At 36.2% G+C, this 19420-nt stretch carries 9 protein-coding genes and 4 pseudogenes; 4 read left to right on the top strand and 9 right to left on the bottom strand.

The window, feature by feature from the left end; genetic code table 11:
- Positions 1–844 precede the first annotated feature (844 nt).
- From F6K06_RS31050 to F6K06_RS31035, 4 genes and pseudogenes are all read right to left on the bottom strand, one after another.
- Positions 845–1969, bottom strand: a complete 1125-nt coding sequence (locus F6K06_RS31050; RefSeq protein WP_124145583.1) for a site-2 protease family protein — start codon at positions 1967–1969, stop codon at positions 845–847.
- A 1016-nt stretch (positions 1970–2985) separates the two neighbouring features.
- On the bottom strand, positions 2986–3339 hold the full coding sequence (locus F6K06_RS31045) for a hypothetical protein (protein ID WP_124155600.1): 354 nt from the start codon (positions 3337–3339) through the stop codon (positions 2986–2988).
- A 696-nt stretch (positions 3340–4035) separates the two neighbouring features.
- Positions 4036–4400: pseudogene (locus F6K06_RS31040) on the bottom strand (transposase); the annotation flags it as partial.
- Between the two features lie 50 nt (positions 4401–4450).
- Entirely contained in the window at positions 4451–7747 is a 3297-nt protein-coding gene (locus F6K06_RS31035; RefSeq protein WP_124145585.1) for an alpha-mannosidase, read from the bottom strand.
- Positions 7748–9244: 1497 nt separating this feature from the next.
- On the opposite strand from F6K06_RS31035, the gene F6K06_RS31030 reads away from it, so the two are divergent.
- The 3 genes from F6K06_RS31030 to F6K06_RS31020 all read left to right on the top strand — a co-directional run bounded on the left by F6K06_RS31030 (position 9245) and on the right by F6K06_RS31020 (position 13649).
- Positions 9245–10459, top strand: a complete 1215-nt coding sequence (locus tag F6K06_RS31030) for a hypothetical protein (protein ID WP_124145586.1) — start codon at positions 9245–9247, stop codon at positions 10457–10459.
- 104 nt (positions 10460–10563) lie between these two features.
- Positions 10564–10680: a photosystem II reaction center protein I gene (locus F6K06_RS31025; RefSeq protein WP_124145587.1), complete on the top strand. Its 117-nt coding sequence runs from the start codon at positions 10564–10566 to the stop codon at positions 10678–10680.
- Between the two features lie 317 nt (positions 10681–10997).
- Entirely contained in the window at positions 10998–13649 is a 2652-nt protein-coding gene (locus F6K06_RS31020; RefSeq protein ID WP_287244568.1) for a DUF3769 domain-containing protein, read from the top strand.
- A 137-nt stretch (positions 13650–13786) separates the two neighbouring features.
- Here F6K06_RS31020 and F6K06_RS31015 read toward each other — a convergent pair.
- The 4 genes and pseudogenes from F6K06_RS31015 to argC all read right to left on the bottom strand — a co-directional run.
- Positions 13787–14100 (bottom strand): annotated as a pseudogene (locus F6K06_RS31015) (IS1 family transposase); the annotation flags it as partial.
- A 172-nt stretch (positions 14101–14272) separates the two neighbouring features.
- Positions 14273–14617, bottom strand: a complete 345-nt coding sequence (locus tag F6K06_RS31010; protein WP_124145589.1) for a transposase — start codon at positions 14615–14617, stop codon at positions 14273–14275.
- Positions 14618–15128: 511 nt separating this feature from the next.
- A complete protein-coding gene (locus F6K06_RS31005; protein WP_287244564.1) occupies positions 15129–15326 on the bottom strand; it encodes a helix-turn-helix domain-containing protein in 198 nt (65 codons plus the stop codon).
- A 1036-nt stretch (positions 15327–16362) separates the two neighbouring features.
- Positions 16363–17421: an N-acetyl-gamma-glutamyl-phosphate reductase gene (gene argC / locus F6K06_RS31000; RefSeq protein ID WP_287244561.1), complete on the bottom strand. Its 1059-nt coding sequence runs from the start codon at positions 17419–17421 to the stop codon at positions 16363–16365.
- 745 nt (positions 17422–18166) lie between these two features.
- Here argC and F6K06_RS30995 point away from each other — a divergent pair.
- Positions 18167–18941 (top strand): annotated as a pseudogene (locus F6K06_RS30995) (IS5 family transposase).
- Positions 18942–19270: 329 nt separating this feature from the next.
- On the opposite strand, the pseudogene F6K06_RS30990 reads toward F6K06_RS30995, so the two are convergent.
- Positions 19271–19420 (bottom strand): annotated as a pseudogene (locus F6K06_RS30990) (transposase); the annotation flags it as partial.

Raw genomic sequence — 19420 nt, 5'->3', positions numbered from 1 at the left:
ATCACTTTTTTTTAGTGGTCACTTTTTGGGGCTGGCCTCTCCGATGCGATCGCACCTCTGAGTATTCTATCTCAGGAAGAGGGCATTGCTCCTACTGGTCACTTATTTCTGCCATCCTGCACTAGTTACAGAGTTGAGTCTTCAAGACATAGCAGAGAAAAGAAGGAAGAAGGAAGAAGGAAAAATATTGTCTTGTCTGAACTTTAAACTTTTGATCTATCCGCGCCCTTCCCTTTGATTGCTATATATTATATATTCTAAGGAAAGTAAATTAAATAAGACCGGAAATTTATGTTTGAGATCTGATAAAACCTCTTAAAAGTAATTAATTTTATCTGGTTTTAATTGATTTTCATTCCTTAGTTAATTAACAAAAATTTTCTCTCTAATTCTACAATATTCTCACTCTTTCTCTATTCCCGATTGCTTAGATATACAAGAAAACTTCAATTTTAACATTCATATTTTTGTTTTGAACGACACCACATATTCTCTGCCAATAATACGAATTTGAAAAAAGAATGTAGTCGAATAATAAGTGTAATTAAAAAACAATTGCAGGAAATTTATGACCAAAAAACTGGTATAGAAGCCATTCATTCTGACTCCTATTTCACATTCATATCTATGTTTTGAACGACACCATATATTCTCTGCCAATAATACGAATTTGAAAAAAGAATGTAGTCGAATAATAAGTGTAATTAAAAGACAATTGCAGGAAATTTTCCTTTGACAAAAAAGAGAATTTATGAGCGAAGAGTTGGTATAGAAGCCATTCATCTGACTCCTAACTCCTGACTCCCGCGATCTAACAGATTAAAGATTTTTCTATTCCATTGACCTAAGCAGATTTTACCTGAGCTTTGTTTTCCAACAGACTCCTAATTGAAGCTTTTTCAATTAACCCAACTAAAACACCGTTTTCATCAATAACAGTTAATTCATTAATTTGCTTTTGTTCCAATAAAGAAACTACTTCTAAAAGAGAAGTTTTAGCTACCACAGTCTCCATATTTATTACAGGTTTCGTTAATTCTTTTACCATAACTAAAGGCCACTCAGAGGTATTAACTACTTTCAAATCATCAACGTTAATTACTCCTACTAACTGATCTACTTCATTAATAACTAAAAACTGTTTTCTACTATCTTTCCCAATTATATATTCATTCACAAATTCTCGTAGAGAAAGACTAGCTGAAACAATTGGGCGATCGAGAATAATAGCATCTGCTGCAGTTAAGTCTGCAAGAGTACCTTGGATTTCTGCATATTGGGCAGAACGACCAGCATTTTGTAGTAAAAACGAACCAATTAGAATATTCCAAATATTAGGAAAACTACCAGATAAAAAAGTAGGAATCAAACTAGAAACTATTGCCAACCAACCAAATACTTGACCTACTCTACTAGCAAAAATAACTCCTTTGTAAGGGTTATTTGTGATTTTCCAAACAATGGATTTGAGAATGTTTCCACCATCGAGAGGTAAGCCAGGAATTAAGTTGAATAATGCTAAAACTAAGTTGATGTAAGCTAAGAGTTGGAGAATTGCAGCTAATGGTCCGTTGATGGCTGTAAATGTATTAATTATAGTAAATAAACCAAATAAAACTATACTTACTAACGGACCTGCAATTGCCACCGAAAATGCTTCTCCAGGAGTTTTTGATTCTCTATCTAAACTAGCTAAACCTCCAAACAAAAATAAGGTAATTGATTTTACTTCTATTCCTTGAGATAGAGCAACAAAACTATGACCTAACTCATGAGCTAAAACAGAAGAAAATAATAATAATGCCGCTATTAATCCTAATATCAATGGTAGCATCCCAGTCAATTCTGGAAATTGCTCTGCCAGACTGCTACTATAAGTTAAAGTAACAAGAACTAAGACAAGGAACCAGGATGAGTTAATATAAAATGGTATACCAAATAGATTGCCGACACGAAAAGATCTATTCATAAATTTTTCCTCTAAGTTAATAATCTTTAAATTAAGGGAATTTTTTCCTCTTGAGAAATCTATATATTTACTGTAACAAAATGTAAATCAGCTTTGTAGTTTCTTAATATAGTGGTATCCCTCCCTCAATGTTCGGTCATAGAGAAATTAACTAAATTATTTTCTGATATTAAATTTATGATGATTTTATCATAATATAGCCTGTTCCAATTCATTCAGATACAGGATTTGGGATTTCAGGAAACAAGCAATAAATTAGATGTAACTTCACTAGATCATCCAGAAATTGTGGCAAATTTCACACTAAAATAACAATTATATGTGAATTATATGTGAATTATATGTGAATTAGAAGTTAATATAGATACAGCAATCCGGCATGATTTATGAGAATTTTATTACTTGGGTATTCCCTATTCTCTATTCCCTATTCCCTAAAATCTACAATCTCTCACAACTCAAATAAGATTGCTATATTAATCATAAGTGACAGAATAAAATTAATTTTCAGTTGAATTCTTGTAAATTGTAAATTCTAGATGTTATTTGTATAGAAGTATTTGAGCAAGTCACAACACAATTGTATGATTCTTCACAAAAAATTATGAATATTACAAAGAATTTAGCAGAATCAGTTAAGCATTTTACTTTAGAAAAAACAGAATAATTATTGAGTTTCAGGTAAATTTCAAAATCTAACAATAGAAAACGTTGATGATAAATTAGACAGTAGGGATTAAGTAAGCACTTTTTTTAACTAACCTGGCACCTATATCTCGGTTTTATGTTTATTTATACCCACTTACTTAAGAGGCGATCGCTAGATAAATTTTATCTGAATCTTGAAGAAGAAAGAGGGAAAAAGAAAGAAGAAAAAATATTGCTTTGTCTGAGTTTTAAGCTTTTTATCTGTCCTAACCTTTCCTTCGACTGCTATATTATATTTTCCAAAAATTCAATTCTAAAAAAATATTTTTCAACAAGCCAAAATACAGTTATGAAAAGCTCAAAAAAATTTACCTCAGCTCTGGAAGATATCTGTTTCCTGTAAGAAAATATTGACGAATTTGAAACATTGATCGCCAAGCAATAGCATTATAATTAGTACGAGCTGATGCTAAATTATTTCCTTGAGTATCAAATACTTCAAGCCATCCATCAGCACCATCAGTAGTTGTACGAATAACTAATGTATCTTGACCTTCAATAGTTATTCTCAATCTATAAGCTTTACCCCAGTTTCCTTCTTCCGCTTTATGATAAAATTTGTAGGATTCCCAAACACTATTTGGTAGTTGATTCACTGTTGCTTCAAAATCATTTTCTCCATCAACTGCCATGCATTTTGGTATCTCATCAAATTTCTGCAAATCACTTAGATAAAGTCCTCCATAAACACTTACAAGGTTTTCAAAACTAAAGGCAAATCTTAACTGATACTTATATTCATCAACAAATTCTTTTTGTAGAAGTTATTCTGCTTTTTCAATATTTAATCCGTGAATATAAAAAGACAAATTTTCATAGGCTTTAATTACTTCAATATCTACAGGTTTTCCCTAATCATAGACTTTTAAATATTTCTGATAATAAAATCCTTTGGCAGTTTCTACAAAATTACTCATTGTTAATTCCAAAAAATTTTACTCAAAAAAAAATAACTATATAAAATTTAGAATAAATATTTGATTCTCTTGGCAATCCCTTTTCAGTAATCAACAATTTTTACTCGGATTAAAGTCAAAATTTTATCTAAAATTAAAATGATATTTCCCCACACTTCCCACAGCCAAAAATTTCACTTTCCATGCCTATATCTATAATTTATAGAGAAATTTTCACTGCCAGAGGTAAAGGAAAACCGACGATTTTTCCTCACAGCAGAAATTCCCGACTCAGACAAAAGATAAATGGAGAAAATTCTCTGATCTTCCACAACCAAAAATTTCACCTTCCATACCTATCTATGGATAAATAGAGAAAAATCTCTCATCTCCCACAACCAAAAGTCAGGCATTGCCCAACCTATATCTATATTTATAGTTATTTAACTTAAGAATGAGATATTAAACTATACAATAATCACGAATAATTTCATCTAAAGATTTATGTGAATCGCCATACATTCTGGCTCTCTTTAATGCACTAAAATCATGTTCAATCTTATTTAAATCAGGAGAATATTTGGGGAGGAATATTACTTGATGCTCTGTTTATTCTACCATTTCTCTAATTATATTTTTGCCATGGATTGGAGCATTATCCATAATTAATACTCAAGGAATTTCTCATCAGGGTGATCAAAATATTGATTACCAGCCTTCAAATCCTTCTGCATTTAAACTTCTTGTGAATATCATTGGGGCAATTAAGTCCTTTTTCTTTTTATTCTCCCCCCTAATAGGTTTTCTCTTTTTCCTCCCTTTCCTTGATAGAGACAAGCGATCGCTCATCTCAATTCACAACGTTTCCCCAAATTCATCACACCAGAAAATCCAGAGTAAAGCTGATTATTTTCCAAGGTGAAATTTCACAACTTCTACTCCCAAACTCAACAGAAGGTTCAGCAACATCTCGTTCCAACAAATCAACAACTTTTCCTACTGCCAAACCAGCATCACTTTCCAAATTCAAAATTGCCTCTCTTCCCAAACATTCATAACACCTTAAAATCCAATATTGATTATTCTCTGACCGTTTCAACGCCATCAAAATTAAATTATCAGTTTCCCAACCTAAGAAACGATAAATTTGTGGCAACCTTCCACCAGATTTTTCAGAACTAATCCACGGCATTACCTTAACAAGTAAAGGCAGATTTAACTCATAACCCCGTTGCACAGTACCAGCACTTTCCCAACTTCCCAAATGAGGATAAATAGCATAAGTAAATTCGTGAATTCCCACATCAGCCTCCTCATCAGGCCAAGTCGAACCCCTTAATAAAGTTAAACGTAATTCATTCGACTTTGCATCATATCCATACTTACAATCATTCAGCAAACTTACCCCATAATTATCATCACTAATATCCGCCCAACGTAAAGCCGGAACTTCCCATTTTGCCTGATCTCTTTCTGTCTGAAACTTAGTCATTCTCTTAATAGCCCCACAAGGAATTTCATAAGTAACAAAATCCGTTTCTATATTTATAGGAAAAGCAGCTTTAACTAAAGTATGACTTTCCTGCCAATTTACCCAACATTTAATTTTTAGCAGTGGAGAACCAAACTCCAAAATATAATCCTGACAAAACTCAGACTTTCCTATTTTTCTAATAACTCGTAGACAACTTCTTAAATCTCCTTTTTCCATCCACCCAATATCTATTAATTTTGCAGCAGCTAAAGGATATTCTTGATAATTTGGATCGATATTCCAAGCATCCCAATATTGACCCTCATCTTGAAAAGCCTGCAATTCATTCCCCTTCCCTTTTCCCAAAACTTCCCGTTCATTAATCTTGTCAAAAATACTCTCCAAATTTCCCGTTTCCCCCTCCACCTTTACCCGTAATAAATCATTCTCTAAAAGCCATCTTTCACCATTTAAACTAACAGTATTGACAAACTCAAATTTTTCTGCTATCCTTTCTGTAAAATGGGGAATAGGTGTGCTCATATATAGTCTTTTGTCCAAACCAGAAAACCCGCAACATAGCCAAAACACTCGATAACCAACCCCAGGTACATCAGAAGCAACAAACAATAAATCCTTATCCGACACCTGAGAACTAACTAATTTTCCCTCATTGTCATAAACTAGCCAGTCATTTCGATCATTTTGCATACCAGCAGAATAATTATCCATATCCAAACCCTCTCCCTGCTGCCTACTCCCCACACCCCAACAATCCTTTTTTTCCGGAGGCGCTGGCAAAGCAACCGAAACCAATTCCGAACGTTGCCAATTCAGAGAATTAAAAACAATAACCCGATAAAACATCCCATCTTCACCAGAATCAAACGAAAAAGGCGGACAAAAATCAATATGAGAAGCGATCGCCTCCATCGCCTCATCCAAAATTTCCAACCCCAACCGTTCAGACTCCCTCCAACCATTATTAGCATCCACATAAACATCAGAAATAGCCGAACCAGGCAAAATATCGTGAAACTGATTAAACAAAACCCCCTTCCAAGCAACCTCCAAATCATTCTTCCGATAAAAAGCACCAGTCACAACCGAAGCAAAAACAGCAAACAACTCCGCCTCATACAACAAACCCTCACAACAACGGTTCCATCTCTTTTGATCAGCATGAGTCGTATAACAACCTCGATGAAACTCCAAATAAAGTTCATCCCCCCAAACAGGATAATCATCAGAACCTTCCCCCACCAACTCTACTAAAAAATTCTCAGCAGTCGTAAACTCCAACAAAGGAAAAAAACCAGACTCCCGCCATCTTTTCCCCACCTCCAACATATCCCTAGTCGGACCCCCACCATGGTCTCCCACCCCAGGCAACCACAAAACATTTTTTCTACTAGTTTTCACCAACCATTCACAAGCAAACCTTCCCATCTTTACAACATCAATACTTTCTCCTATCGGCGGTAACATCAAACTAAAAATTCGACTTTTATCCAAACCTTCCCACCAAAAAACCTCAAAAGGAAACTCCATAAAATCATTCCAACGCAACTTTTGAGTCACAAAATATTCCATACCCCCACCCTGAAGAATTTGTGGAAGTTGCCAACAAAAACCAAAACTATCCGGCAACCAAGCTACAAGAGAAAATCTGCCAAACTTATCCCAAAAATAACCTTGACCATATAAAACCTGACGAACAATTGATTCCCCACTCACAGTATTTAACTCTGGTTCTACCCACAAACCCCCAACAAACTCCCACTTTCCCAACTCTACTTGCGCTTTAATTCTATTAAATAAATCTGGTCTATTTATTTCTATCCATTCATATAGTGCCGGAGTCGAATGACAGAAAATAAGTTCCGGAAAATCTTGTTGTAAATTCAATACAGACTCAAAAGTTCGTTGCGCCACTTCCCAAGTTTCTTTGACATCCCATAACCAAGCTAAATCTAAATGAGCATGACCCAATAATTTCAGTTTTAAACTATTAATATACTTCTCAGAAATTTTGACTATTTCAGCATTAACTTTTATCAGACACTCTTCAAACTTTTCCCTCTCTCCAACTGACTGCCAATCTATCAAATTTACCGCATATTTTATTCTTTCTATATCTAAGTCATTCTCAGTCTCAACTTTTGCCAAATATTCAACTAAAATTTCTAACTCATCTGCCAATAAACCAGGGTCTAGCTGATAATTATCCACATTTTCATACACGCACCAAGACTTTACTAAAGCTCCCCAGTCATGTACCGGACTTACCAACTTAATCCCAATTAAAAAAGTCTCCCCAACCATTGCCTTTGGAGTTAGTAAAATTCGACTCGAACAGTCAAATAAATCTCCTGTTTGTACTAATTTTCCATTTACATAAATTTCCGCAGATTCAGCCCACCAAGTTAAACTTAATTTTAAAGATAAATCAGCTAAAAAATAGTTGTTTAAGTGTGAGGGAATTATCAATTTTTGCCCTAACCATAAAATCTGTTTACCTTTTTTCCAGGCAATATGTTTTCTCTCATTTGTTACGGCTAATTCCCAAGTATCTAAATTTTCAAGTGCGGTTAAAGGTATATCTCTTTGCTGACATCGCCATTGTCTTTGAATATCTACTTGGGTTAGTTTTCGTAGTTTTTCTATAGTTGTTGAAATTTCTCTAATAGAAAATTGCATAAAGTTTTGATTTGTTGATTATTGAATGTTTAGAAAGAGTATATAGCAGAAGAAAGAAGGAAGAAGAATAGATAGGATATAAGCTATCGCTCCACTCAACTGAGAAGATAGGGAAAATATTCGTTTCAATGGAGTTAAAGAAAACATTTTGTGAAGCTCAAAAAAATCTGTGAGGTTTTTAGTCTTGCATTCCCCAAAAAATTGTGAGAAAATTTATGTATTGGGATTTGTTCGCCCCTACGCATGACTATTTATTCAACTAAAAACGCCACACTTTTTACTGATAACTATAGATAGAGAGATATAAGCGATCGCTCCACTCAATTTAGAACAGAGAGAAAATATTCATTTCAGTAGAGTCACAAAAAACATTTTGTCAAGCTCAAAAAAATCTGTGAGGTTTTGAGCCTTGCATTCCCCAAAAAATTGTGAGAAAATTTATGTATTAGGAGTTGTTCGCCCCTACGCATGACTATTTATTCAACTAAAAGCACTGCACTTTTTACCGATAGCTATATATAGATGAGCGATCGCTCCACTCAATTTAGAACAGAGAGAAAATATTCATTTCAGTAGAGTCAAAAAAAACATTTTGTCAAGCTCCAGAAAAAAAACGTGATGCCAAGGTTTTTTGCCTTGCATTCTCCAAAAAATTGTGAGAAAATTTATGCATTGGGAGTTGTTTGCCCCTACGCATGACTATTTATTCAACTAAAAACACTGCACTTTTTACCGATAGCTATATATAGATGAGCGATCGCTCCACTCTACTGAGAAGAGCAAAATAAGCATTTTGTGAAGCTCAAAAAAATCTGTCAGGTTTTTTGCCTTGCATTCCCCAAAAAGTTGTGAGAAAATTTATGTATTGGGAGTTATTCGCCCCTACGCATGACTATTTATTCAACAAACTCCCCGATATTCCAGGGCCAACGCATCTAAATTCTGGAACCTTCTACAGTTAAGCTTTAGAGAAGTAATAAGTATAAACACTCAGAACCCTAACATCCTTGCCCTGTTAGAACTTCAAAATAAGATGCGTTTGCCTTGCCCGATATTCTTTCTAATTGAAATTGAGATGTAGAAGTAGATTCTGATTTTTTTCTAACAACAACTTTCTTGCAACTCACCTAAGTCCTTGATTAGCTTTCCTCATAGAAAAAAAATTTTCATCAAAACCTTAGCTACTCCATAGATAAGTAAAGCCAAATCATATTTCATATTTCAATTTACTCATAACTGAAACAAACTTATTCCTAACTCCAGAGTCTCATAAAACTTCGCTTCTGAGATATAATAAAGCTGTTTAGTAACATACTACTCTCTATAATTAGTTCACTTTTAACTCTATAAAAATTATCCGATCGCCTTCTCCTATTCCCTATTGCTTCAAAAAAGCGCACTGCCTGCGCTGAGGTTTCCGAGCGCGTAAAGACGGAGCAAGAAAAAGAAAATCATGAAAATAAATAAACCTACCCCTATCAAAAATTTAAAATAAAAATGACATCAAGTCCTTATAAAAGTAAAGTATTAAACTTTGTTTCTGAAAAATATCGCCAAATATTAGATAGAAGCGATCGCGTCTTCAATCAAGTAAAATTTGCAACTACCAACACAATTCAATTGCTACTTTATCCAATATATGTGTTGCTGCAAACCTCTCGCCTAGCAGTCAAACAGCTAGGAAAAAAGGCATCCGTAAAAAAACCACAAATCACAAATAAAGTCAATAATGAAACAACTAAAAATCATCAAAATACTAACCAACCTATTCAGCAAGCATCACTAACAACAATACAAACAGTCACCCCACCAGCAGCTAAACTCCCAGTAAACACCTCAACTTCTTCCCTAATTAAACCCAAATCTGAACTTTTCCCAAGACTAGACATTAAATTTGAAAATCAAGACACCCTGGCAGATAATCATCAAAAATCTGAACTTTTGACCAAAGACCAACAAAAACAGCCACTTATCTTAACAGCTTACTTAGAAAACAACACCCCATTGCAACTTCAACCATGCGCCGAAATTGCACCCAACTCTAGATATATGAGTATTTTCTGGCAAATTATGGCCTGGGTGCAAACCAGTCAAATAGCCTTATGGTTCAATCTATTTGAGGAATTGAAATTACCCCCGGAGAAAAATAAACTAATTCAGGAAAAAAATAATTACCAAACACTGCCATTATTGTCAAGTTCCAATCTAATTTTCCGTGACTTTATTAACAATATAGCTAAACATTACATACACCCAATTACTAGAAGTCTAGGTTTAAATGAATTACTACCACCTATTAACATAGAAGAATTACCCTTTGAATCATTGTTAGAAGTAAAACAAGAGGAAGACCAGGTACAGAACTCTTCTCAAAAGACCATTTTCACTTCTAATAATTCTGCCAACATAGAAACTATCAGATTTAGAGAAAATCGAGGCAGGAGCATCAAAACTTTAACAAAGACAAATGAACAAAACTTTTCCCAGACCACAAAAAATGCCAAAGTTTCGATTCAATATTATAGTAGAGAAGATAGTAGGCCAGATTACCAGCAAGAACAAGACTGCTTAGAAGTAGCCTCAGTTTCAATAGGATATATCAAACATCCTCTAGAAGAAATATTGGGATGGGTGGATGTGGTTATGACCTGGATAGAAAAAGTATTTGCACAAGTCTGGCAATGGAGCCAAAAGAAGTTGAAAAATATTTGACACATATATTGTAGTCAAATGAGACAATATTTAGATATGATAAGAAAGTTGTAGATTTTTCATAATCAATATCAATTTTTCACATCCTGGGAGAAAACTAATAGATGCTAACTCTAAAAATAGTCGTTAATATTGTCGTCCTCTTCTTTGTTGCATTATTCATTTTTGGATTCTTGTCCAACGATCCTGCTCGTAACCCTAGTGGTCGAGATATGGAGTAATAAAATCTCTATATTTTTAGAGACTGAGTAAAAACTTGCACCAAGATTTCAGTCAGCCTGGAAGTCCACTAATCTGATTAAGTGTTATATTCCAGGCTAGTTTTTGACATAATTTATAAAATATGATATGTAAAATCAAATTCAGTGAGTAACTTAATAATATATCCAGACCCTAAAGAGTGGAAAAAAGTAATCTCCAGGCCAAGCTAATTAGATTTTTACTCTTGAATTGATAAATCTTCTGTAAAAGTTCTAACTCTTAAGTTTATGATCGACTCCGATCTTTAACCTTTGAGCTTAATGTTTCTATCTGAAATATGTCCTATCCTCTGCCCCCACCACAACTACCTCCAATAGTTGAAACCCTCCCTTCACAAACGGTAACCCAATCTGTTACAAAATTACGACAGCAAGTACCTAGCCCACTGCCAAAATCAAACCAGGGGACTGAGGAAATCATATTGTCTGCAAAAAACACTTTCTCAGGACAAGAATTCAGAGAAACCGTATTATACAAAATTCCTCAAATTAAATCCACCTTTGACCCTGTTAGTCCAGTAAGTCCAATTCATACAACCTCAGCAAGTCTGGGACCACCTGTAGAAATAGATATATCATCAGCAGAAAAAATTTCTACTATCGAAAACCAAATTAATTTAGATAGAAAACTAACATTCTCCTCTACTTCCTTCTCAAATTTCTCCGAATATACAGCCAGAAAACAAGAAGAAGAAACTACTACACAAATAAACTTATATAGCTCAAACAGTAGAGACATTCTAGAACATTTCAGTAAGAATACTGCAAGTACCAAGCAAAAAATAATTACCTCAAAATTTTTCAGTCAACCAGAGCAACTTGAAACACAGACACAAAAACAAACACTTGAAATAGGACAAACAATAGAAGATAGTTCCCCAAAATTGCCCAATCTTCCCCAAGAGCAACAACCTATAGACCAGCCAGATGTCCCAGAATCAAAAGAAGAAGAAACACCCGTTCCCATAGCAGATCCAGAATCTCAAACCCAAGAGTCAGACGAAGAAACAGAAAATAAACAACCTATTACAGTACCCTTGCCAGCAGATGTAGTAGAAGTAACAGCAGAGCGTCAAGAATATGACGACCAACGGCGACTAATTACAGCAGAAGGTAAAGTAATAGTGCGATTTAGTCAAAGACTCGTTAACGCAGACAAAGTACAAATTAACTTAACAACTCGTCAACTCCTGGCTACGGGAAATGCTGTTTTTACTCAAGGGCAACAAGTATTGCTAGGAGAACGCATGGAATACAACTTTACCCTAGACAAAGGAGTAATTGAACAAGCAAGTGGAATTATATTTGTCGGTAACGCCGAAGAAAGATCCTCATCATCCCTACCCACCACAGAAGGAGTAGGAGCATTACAAGCAAGAACATTAAGCGATCGCATCAGTGCTACTCAACCACCAACAAATGTCAAAGCAACTGAAGGCACAAAAGTTACATTTGAACCCAAACTAGAAGCACCCGAACAAGCAGGAACAGTTAATAGACTGCGCTTTGAAGCAGACCGTCTCAACTTATTAGGTGCAGGCACCTGGGAAGCCACAAATCTCCGACTCACCAACGATCCGTTCTCACCCCCAGAAGTAGAATTAAGAAGCGAGCGTGCTACACTCAAACCCCTATCACCCTTTCAAGATGAACTAATCACCAAAAAAGCACGGTTAGTATTCGACAATCGCTTTAGTTTACCACTATTTCGCGAACGAACAATTATTGACCGTAACCAAAGAGACCCCCTGCCAATTCAAATTGGTTATGACCAAGATGATAGAGGAGGATTATTTGTTGAAACTACATTTGAACCCCCACTTCAAATACCATTTCAAGTCAGACTAACTCCCCAATATTACTTAGAAAGAGCCTTTTTAGGAGATGAAGGCGACTCCCCCATAGATGATAATGTGTTTGGTCTCAAAGCTTCGGTAAACGGTTCCATAACCCCCACAACTCAACTAGAAGGACGAGCCACATTTCTCACATTTAAAGACTTTCCCGACCTAGAAGAAGACGACTTTCGGGGTAGCGTTCGACTAAGACAGTTATACCAAGGTTACAATTTAACAGGAGAGTATAGTTATCGCGATCGCTTATTCAATGGTAGTTTAGGATTTCAAACAGTTCACAGCAGCGCAGGTGTCGTTCTTACCTCCCCCCTAATACCACTAGGAGAAACTGGTGCCCAACTAAGTTTTCAGACAGGTTATCAAGTTGTCAATGCCAGAACAGACCGTCGGGAATTATTAACAGACCTCCAACCATTTGAACCCTTACCCGATGAAAATGATGAAAATGATGACGACGATGCTAAAGCACGAGCTGACCTTGGTCGTTTCCAGAGCGTAGTCTCTCTGAGATACCCACTAACTATCTGGAGTGGAGAAGCATTGCCAGCGACCCCGACCGAAGGCTTGAGATATACCAGCAAACCAGTAGTTCCATTTGTGCAAATGGTCTTAGGACTGACTGGTGCTACTAGCCTTTATAGTAACGATGAAGACCAATCTTATCTTCGTGGCAGTCTTGGGTTTACTGGTCAGTTTGGACATTTTTCCAGAGACTTTTTTGATTATACTGGATTCAACTTAACTTATAGCCAGACAGGTCTAAGTGGTCAGTCACCTTTTTTCTTTGACCGCGTTGAAGACACGAATGTCCTCTTATTTGGTCTTGTCCAACAGATTTATAAAGGTTTTCGGGTTGGCTATCAAAGTGGAATCAACATAGAAAATGGTGATATTCTCGACGATCGAATCACATTAGAATATAGTCGTCGTACTTATGGAGTCATATTAACTTTTAGTCCCAGACGACAAACTGGTACATTTAGCCTCCGGATCAGTGACTTCAACTGGCAAGGTGGTACAACTCCTTTCTCAGGGGAAGATATTCGGCCCGTAGGTGGCGGTGTGGTTCGTTAACGAAGTCAGAAGTCAGAAGTCAGAAGTCAGAAGTTAAACCACCCCTAACCCCTCCCAGGAGGGGAAGTAGGGGATGCGTGAGCAACTCTCCAAAAATATTTCGCCAGTCAAGGCGGGGTTGCACGACTTAATTATAAGGTTTCTAGTTGCTCCAATTCTCCGATCTCTGGGATAGTTTCTGCCTCATAGGCATCTGGTAGAAGTATTCCCACAAGTTTGACCCCATCCATAATAGTTGTGCGTGAAACTCCTGTAATTCTCTCTATGGCATGGGTTTTCGTGCCATTAACATACATTTTCCAGCAGTTGCGTTTGAGATCATCACTATATCCGTATGGGTTGATATTCTGCGATCAATTGACGACCACACTTGACACAGATATAATTTTGTTTACCTTTTCGCGTGACCATTTTTATGGATGTGGTGACTGTGGCATTCTGGATATTCCATTGCATTTTTCCTTGAACTTTACACGCTGATCATTCTCTCAATCATCTTCTTTTCTGACAACGCCCATTAATTAGCCATATCATGTCTGCTTGAATACTTATACCATTTCTGAAAAATTGTGTGATTTTTGTAGCAGCGATCGTCAACTGATAGAGGCATTAATCTTCATAGATCATAAATTGGCTATATTTAAAGCCTCAACAATATAATTCCACCCTGTTATTGATGCTATAATTTCATTTGAGAGGTTGTTAATCATCTCTGTGAGATTTGTTCTCAAATCTTCTAAAGTTTCATATATTCCCCAACTTAAATGATCCTTCATGTATTGCCAAAGTCGTTCTATGGGATTAATTTCTGGACTATGTGGGGGTTGAAATAGTAAAATAATATTTTCAGGAACTTTGATTTTTTTGGCTGTATGGGCTGTACTATTATCTAATTGGATAATATTTATACTATTATTATATTGAGCAGATAATTGGTTTAAATAAACTTGAAAACATTCAGCATCCAAATGAGAAAATTCTCAAAACAAAGATTCTCCCGTGGCGGGTTCCACAACCCCATATATATAAATAGCTTTGAAATCCCATTGGACTTTTCCAGTAGGTTTGACTCCACAAGCAGTGATTAATCGAGGTTCAATTGTTTTTAAACCGATAGGAGTTTCATCTTGGCAAAAATAGCGTAATGGTTGTTTACAGAAATCTTGGGAAAAATTGACGAGTAAAAATTTAATAGTTTCTCAGTTAGATATTAGTTTTTTTTTAAAGCTTTCAGCTGGTTCTGGTTCTTTTTTTACTGAAAACTTTCTGGGAAGTTTTAATTTGGCCTTAAATTTAGATCTGATGATTCCGTAAAGAGTTTTATAATCAACATCTTCCCCATATTCACAGCGAAGCCATTCCTGAATAGCTCCGTAGCTTTTAAATCCATCCGAGTGGCTGATTTAATATGAGCTTTAATCCAGTTTCAGCAGTAGATGAAATTGCCTTTGGACGACCAGTAGTTTTTTTGACAGTTAATCATGATTTTAATCCAGTTTCAGCATATTCTTTAAACCACCGATGTACGCTCACTTGATGTACTCCCACTGCTTGTGCTATTCCTTTAACAGTTTTGATTTGTCCAGTTTTTAACAAATATAAAGCTTGAACTTTACGATATGTGGCAGTAGTTTTCTGCTGAGTTAAAACCTCTTGGAGTTGACAGCCGTGTTTCAATAATTTTGAGATGACAGTAATTTACCATATCTTGATGATGACTCTTGAGGCGTGCGATCGCACGCCTCAAATATAACATTTTTTTTAAGAAATGGTATTATACTTTAGTGGAAGAAGGCAAAGGGCAGAAGGCAGGGGGAGCTGAAGAGTTTCTTACAATTTTGACTGAATTCTATACATGATCCGATGCTACCCGATATGATATCATAATAAAGATATTTTCTCTAATAAATTTCTCCCTGTTCCCTAAATTTTTTATTGTGGGTATTCTAAAGAGACATGATATTAAAAGCTAAAGAACTATACCACTTCCGATTCCCGATCAAAAGGCGATCGCTCCATCTACAGCACAAAGTTTAAGCCTAGAAGTCATATCAAATCCTCTTAATTGGACATAAAAAAAATTCTCCAATTGCCATAACTACGCTCATCTTTCTAATTCTTTCTCCTCCTGAATTCAGCAATTCTGACTTCTGACTCCAACTCGACTTAACCATTCTATAACTGTTTAACCGGATTTGATATCAGCAGTTAGGTTAGTAGATGGCATAACACCACTGAAAACTAACTAACTGCCAGAAACAAATTTGGGTATGGATAGACACCTTCTAAAAATCTAGACAATCCTAGACACGTTCTTCGATTAAATAGCAGTCAGCACTCAGCGGTCAGCACTCAGCATGATTGACTTTTTTTGACACTCTCGTCGGGGATTTCAACCCCGACTCAACTATCCTGCGCATTAGCTGCCGGGATTTAATCCAAGCTTAAAAAGCTGAAGCGCTGTTTGCAAAGCATTCCGGTAAGGAAAATGCTGAAGCGCGCTATAGCTAGTTAATGACGTAAAAACATAGACATTTTGTAGATATAAGTCTTGGATAGTCCATGTTTTTCAGCTTTAGCAAGCAACAGAAAACAAATCTATATATATAGAACTACAAGAACTGGTTAAGACATTTTTCAATCCTAAAACCCTTTGACAGTTTGCTATTTCCTGTTCCCTGTTCCCTATTCCCTAGTGCGTAGCGCTATACTGTTAGGGATAAAAACTCAACTGGGGTAATCCCAGGGTTTCTTCCCAACCCATCATCAAATTCATACACTGAACACCCTGACCAGCTTGACCTTTAATCAAATTATCAATAGCTGACATAATAATCACTCTATCAGTACGGTGATCCACCTCAATACCAAGATAACAGAGATTAGTGCCACAAGCCCATTTAGTTTGAGGATAAGTACCACTAGGCAATACTTTCACCCAAGGGCAATTACGATAAAAAGCATTATAAATAGTCAGCAAATCTTCTCGCACTAACCCAGGGTCTCGCAGAGTACCATAAACTGTAGCTAATATTCCCCGCACCATTGGCATCAGATGAGGAGTAAATTGCACCTTCACATCATAACCAGCCAAATTACCACAAATTTGTTCAATCTCTGGAGTATGTCGATGACTAGCTACTCCATAAGCACCAATAGAATTATCCGCCTCAGCTAGTAACATATTAATAGCTGCTTTGCGACCACCTCCAGAAGTCCCTGACTTCGCATCAATAATTGCAGTTTCCGGTACTATCAAACCCTGTTTAAATAGTGGGGAAAGTGCTAAAAGACTAGCCGTGACATAGCAACCAGGGCAACCTATAAGTTGAGCATTGGCAATGCGATCGCGATACAATTCTGGTAACCCGTAGACAGCAGTTGCAACTATTTGTTTATCTGTGCGTTCTCCACCATACCAAGATTGATAAGTCTCTAAATTAGAAAATCGATAGTCAGCGGATAAGTCCAATACTTTACATCCCTTTTCCAACAGAGTTGGTGCCATCTTCCAAGCTAAACCATTGGGAAGAGAAAGGAAGACTACCTGACATTTACTGGATATCTTGTCCAAATCTATTGCCTCTACCATTAAATCTACAGAATGCTCCAAGTGAGGGTAGATTGAAGAAAAAGGTTTCCCCGCACTGCTGTCACCCCCCAAGTACACAACCTCAGCCTTTGGATGATCCTCAAGCAGCTTGACAAGTTGCACCCCGCCATAGCCGGAAGCACCTACAATTCCTATTGGCACAGGTGCCGATTCATTCATAATATTAACTCCTAAGTAATTTGAGTAGCAAAAATTTTAACTTTTGCTGCATTTTAGTACTAAATTTTTATTTTGGTGATATTTAACATTTTGTTTTATAGTTTTTATTTTTTTGAGCATTGGGAAAGTGGTTTGTCAAAAATTTTAAATTATATCAAATTTTACTAATTAGTGATGTGATTACGATCAATTGGCCATACTAAATATAAAGAATTGTTATTTGAGTATTAAATTTTAGATCAAGATCCCATAAACTTTTTCTTAGTCAATAACGTAGTTCTAAAACGTGCTGGTTAGCGATTTGATCTTAACTTACCACGCGAAAGATATTGCTAGATGGCTTCAATAAGTAAAGGATGGTTATAGCGCTACGCGCAAGTCAGAAGTTAGAAGTTAGAAGTAATCCCTGACACTCATTTGAGTGTTTATCATTGCCCTAACCTATTTGCGTAGTACTATATCTATGGAAGCCATTTGGTATCTATTTAAGAAGTTACAAGTTCAATACCCATCTGGGTTTTATGATTCTGGCAGTCATTTTTCATAATTTTTCGGTTTCCTGAACCCTTATAGTTGTTAGGCTCCTTAAAACGGCTTTCCTGAAGCCTTTGTATTTCAATAAAAGATACGGTTAGGGGTTCTATAAGAGCTGATTAATAAAGAAAATCTAAAGAAAGCTACATAAGAGTGAATCATAGTTTTACTATCAATGATAGTCTAGATATAATTGTGACTAATCAGCCGTATACCTGCGCTCGTTAAGCCTCAACGTCAGCTATACCCAAGTGATCTAAGTGATTTAGAGTGGGAAATACTCAAGCCTTTGCTACCTAAACCAAAAGGGTTTGGTCATCCCATTGAAGTGGATTTAACAGAGATGATCAACGGTGTATTTTATGTACAACGGACTGGATGTCAGTGGGAAATGATATCCCATGACTTACCTCCCTACACAACTGTATATAGGTATTTTCAGAAATGGCAACGTCGTGGTATATGGGAGCAAATCCACGCTCGAGTCTGCCAAAAACTAAGAGTTCAACTAGAAACAGGTCAAAATTCTAGTGTGGCGTTCGCTGATTCTCAGTCAGTCAAAACAACAGAAAAAAGGGCTGTGTCTATGGTTTCGATGGTGGAAAAAAGGTTAAAGGGCGTAAGCGCCATATAGTTGTAGACTCTCAAGGACTATTAATAGGTGTTTGAGTAACTCAAGCAAATGCTTCTGAGAGATTGGGAGCTATAGTTGTGCTCAACGAAGCCAGGGATAAGTTGTCGCTCACTGGAAGTGATATGGGTAGATCAAGGATATTCTGGTAAAAATTTCGCCAAGGCAGTTCAGAAAGTTTGTGGAGAACGAGTACTAGTGGAAGTAATTGAGCGAAAAACCAAAACTTTTGAGAAACTACCGAAGCGGTGGATTGTGGAACGCACAAATGGAATTGTTAAACAGATTTAGGCGTTTAAGTAAAGATTATGAGGTGTATTCACAAGTGAGTGAGACCATGATTTATGGTTCCTGAATCTGCCTAATGGTCAAGAGATTAGCTAATTTAACATTTACTTTATAAATCAGCTCTAAGATCGAGCTGTGATTAATACTTTGGCGTTGCTGAATCAAGGTATGAAAATAAAAACTGAAGAATCTCAAATATTTGTCATTGATATAGTTTAGCAATCGCCAAAAAATACAAATCATACCCCAAATCAGCAATGCCAATACTTTTAGGACTTAGGCATAATATCATGTCCGGATAAGAGCGCAATCAAAAAACTGTCTCTTTCTTCTTCTTTCTTGCCTCCTGACTCCTGAGTCCTTGGTCATTTATTTATATAGCAACCGCCAAGGCGGTTAGGACACTGCTTGCAGAACTGATTCAATCGCCGGAAAGCAAACAATCAAATCCTTTGAGCTGGTGACGAATGCGACTTTTAAGCCAAGACCAACATTTCTCTATGGGATTGAGGTCTGGTGAATAAGGAGGTAAATACAACAGTTGAC

The sequence above is a fragment of the Okeania sp. SIO1H4 genome, from assembly GCF_010672695.1.
Classification (GTDB): domain Bacteria; phylum Cyanobacteriota; class Cyanobacteriia; order Cyanobacteriales; family Microcoleaceae; genus Okeania; species Okeania hirsuta.
Note: the sequence above shows the minus strand (reverse complement) of the source record. Positions and strands in the feature narration are given on the sequence as shown.

Coding starts and splice junctions, on each gene's coding strand:
- F6K06_RS31050 (WP_124145583.1), bottom strand. CDS start 1,969: ATGAATAGATCTTTTCGTGTCGGCAATCTATTTGGTATACCATTTTAT.
- F6K06_RS31035 (WP_124145585.1), bottom strand. CDS start 7,747: ATGCAATTTTCTATTAGAGAAATTTCAACAACTATAGAAAAACTACGA.
- F6K06_RS31030 (WP_124145586.1), top strand. CDS start 9,245: ATGACATCAAGTCCTTATAAAAGTAAAGTATTAAACTTTGTTTCTGAA.
- F6K06_RS31025 (WP_124145587.1), top strand. CDS start 10,564: ATGCTAACTCTAAAAATAGTCGTTAATATTGTCGTCCTCTTCTTTGTT.
- F6K06_RS31020 (WP_287244568.1), top strand. CDS start 10,998: ATGTCCTATCCTCTGCCCCCACCACAACTACCTCCAATAGTTGAAACC.
- argC (WP_287244561.1), bottom strand. CDS start 17,421: ATGAATGAATCGGCACCTGTGCCAATAGGAATTGTAGGTGCTTCCGGC.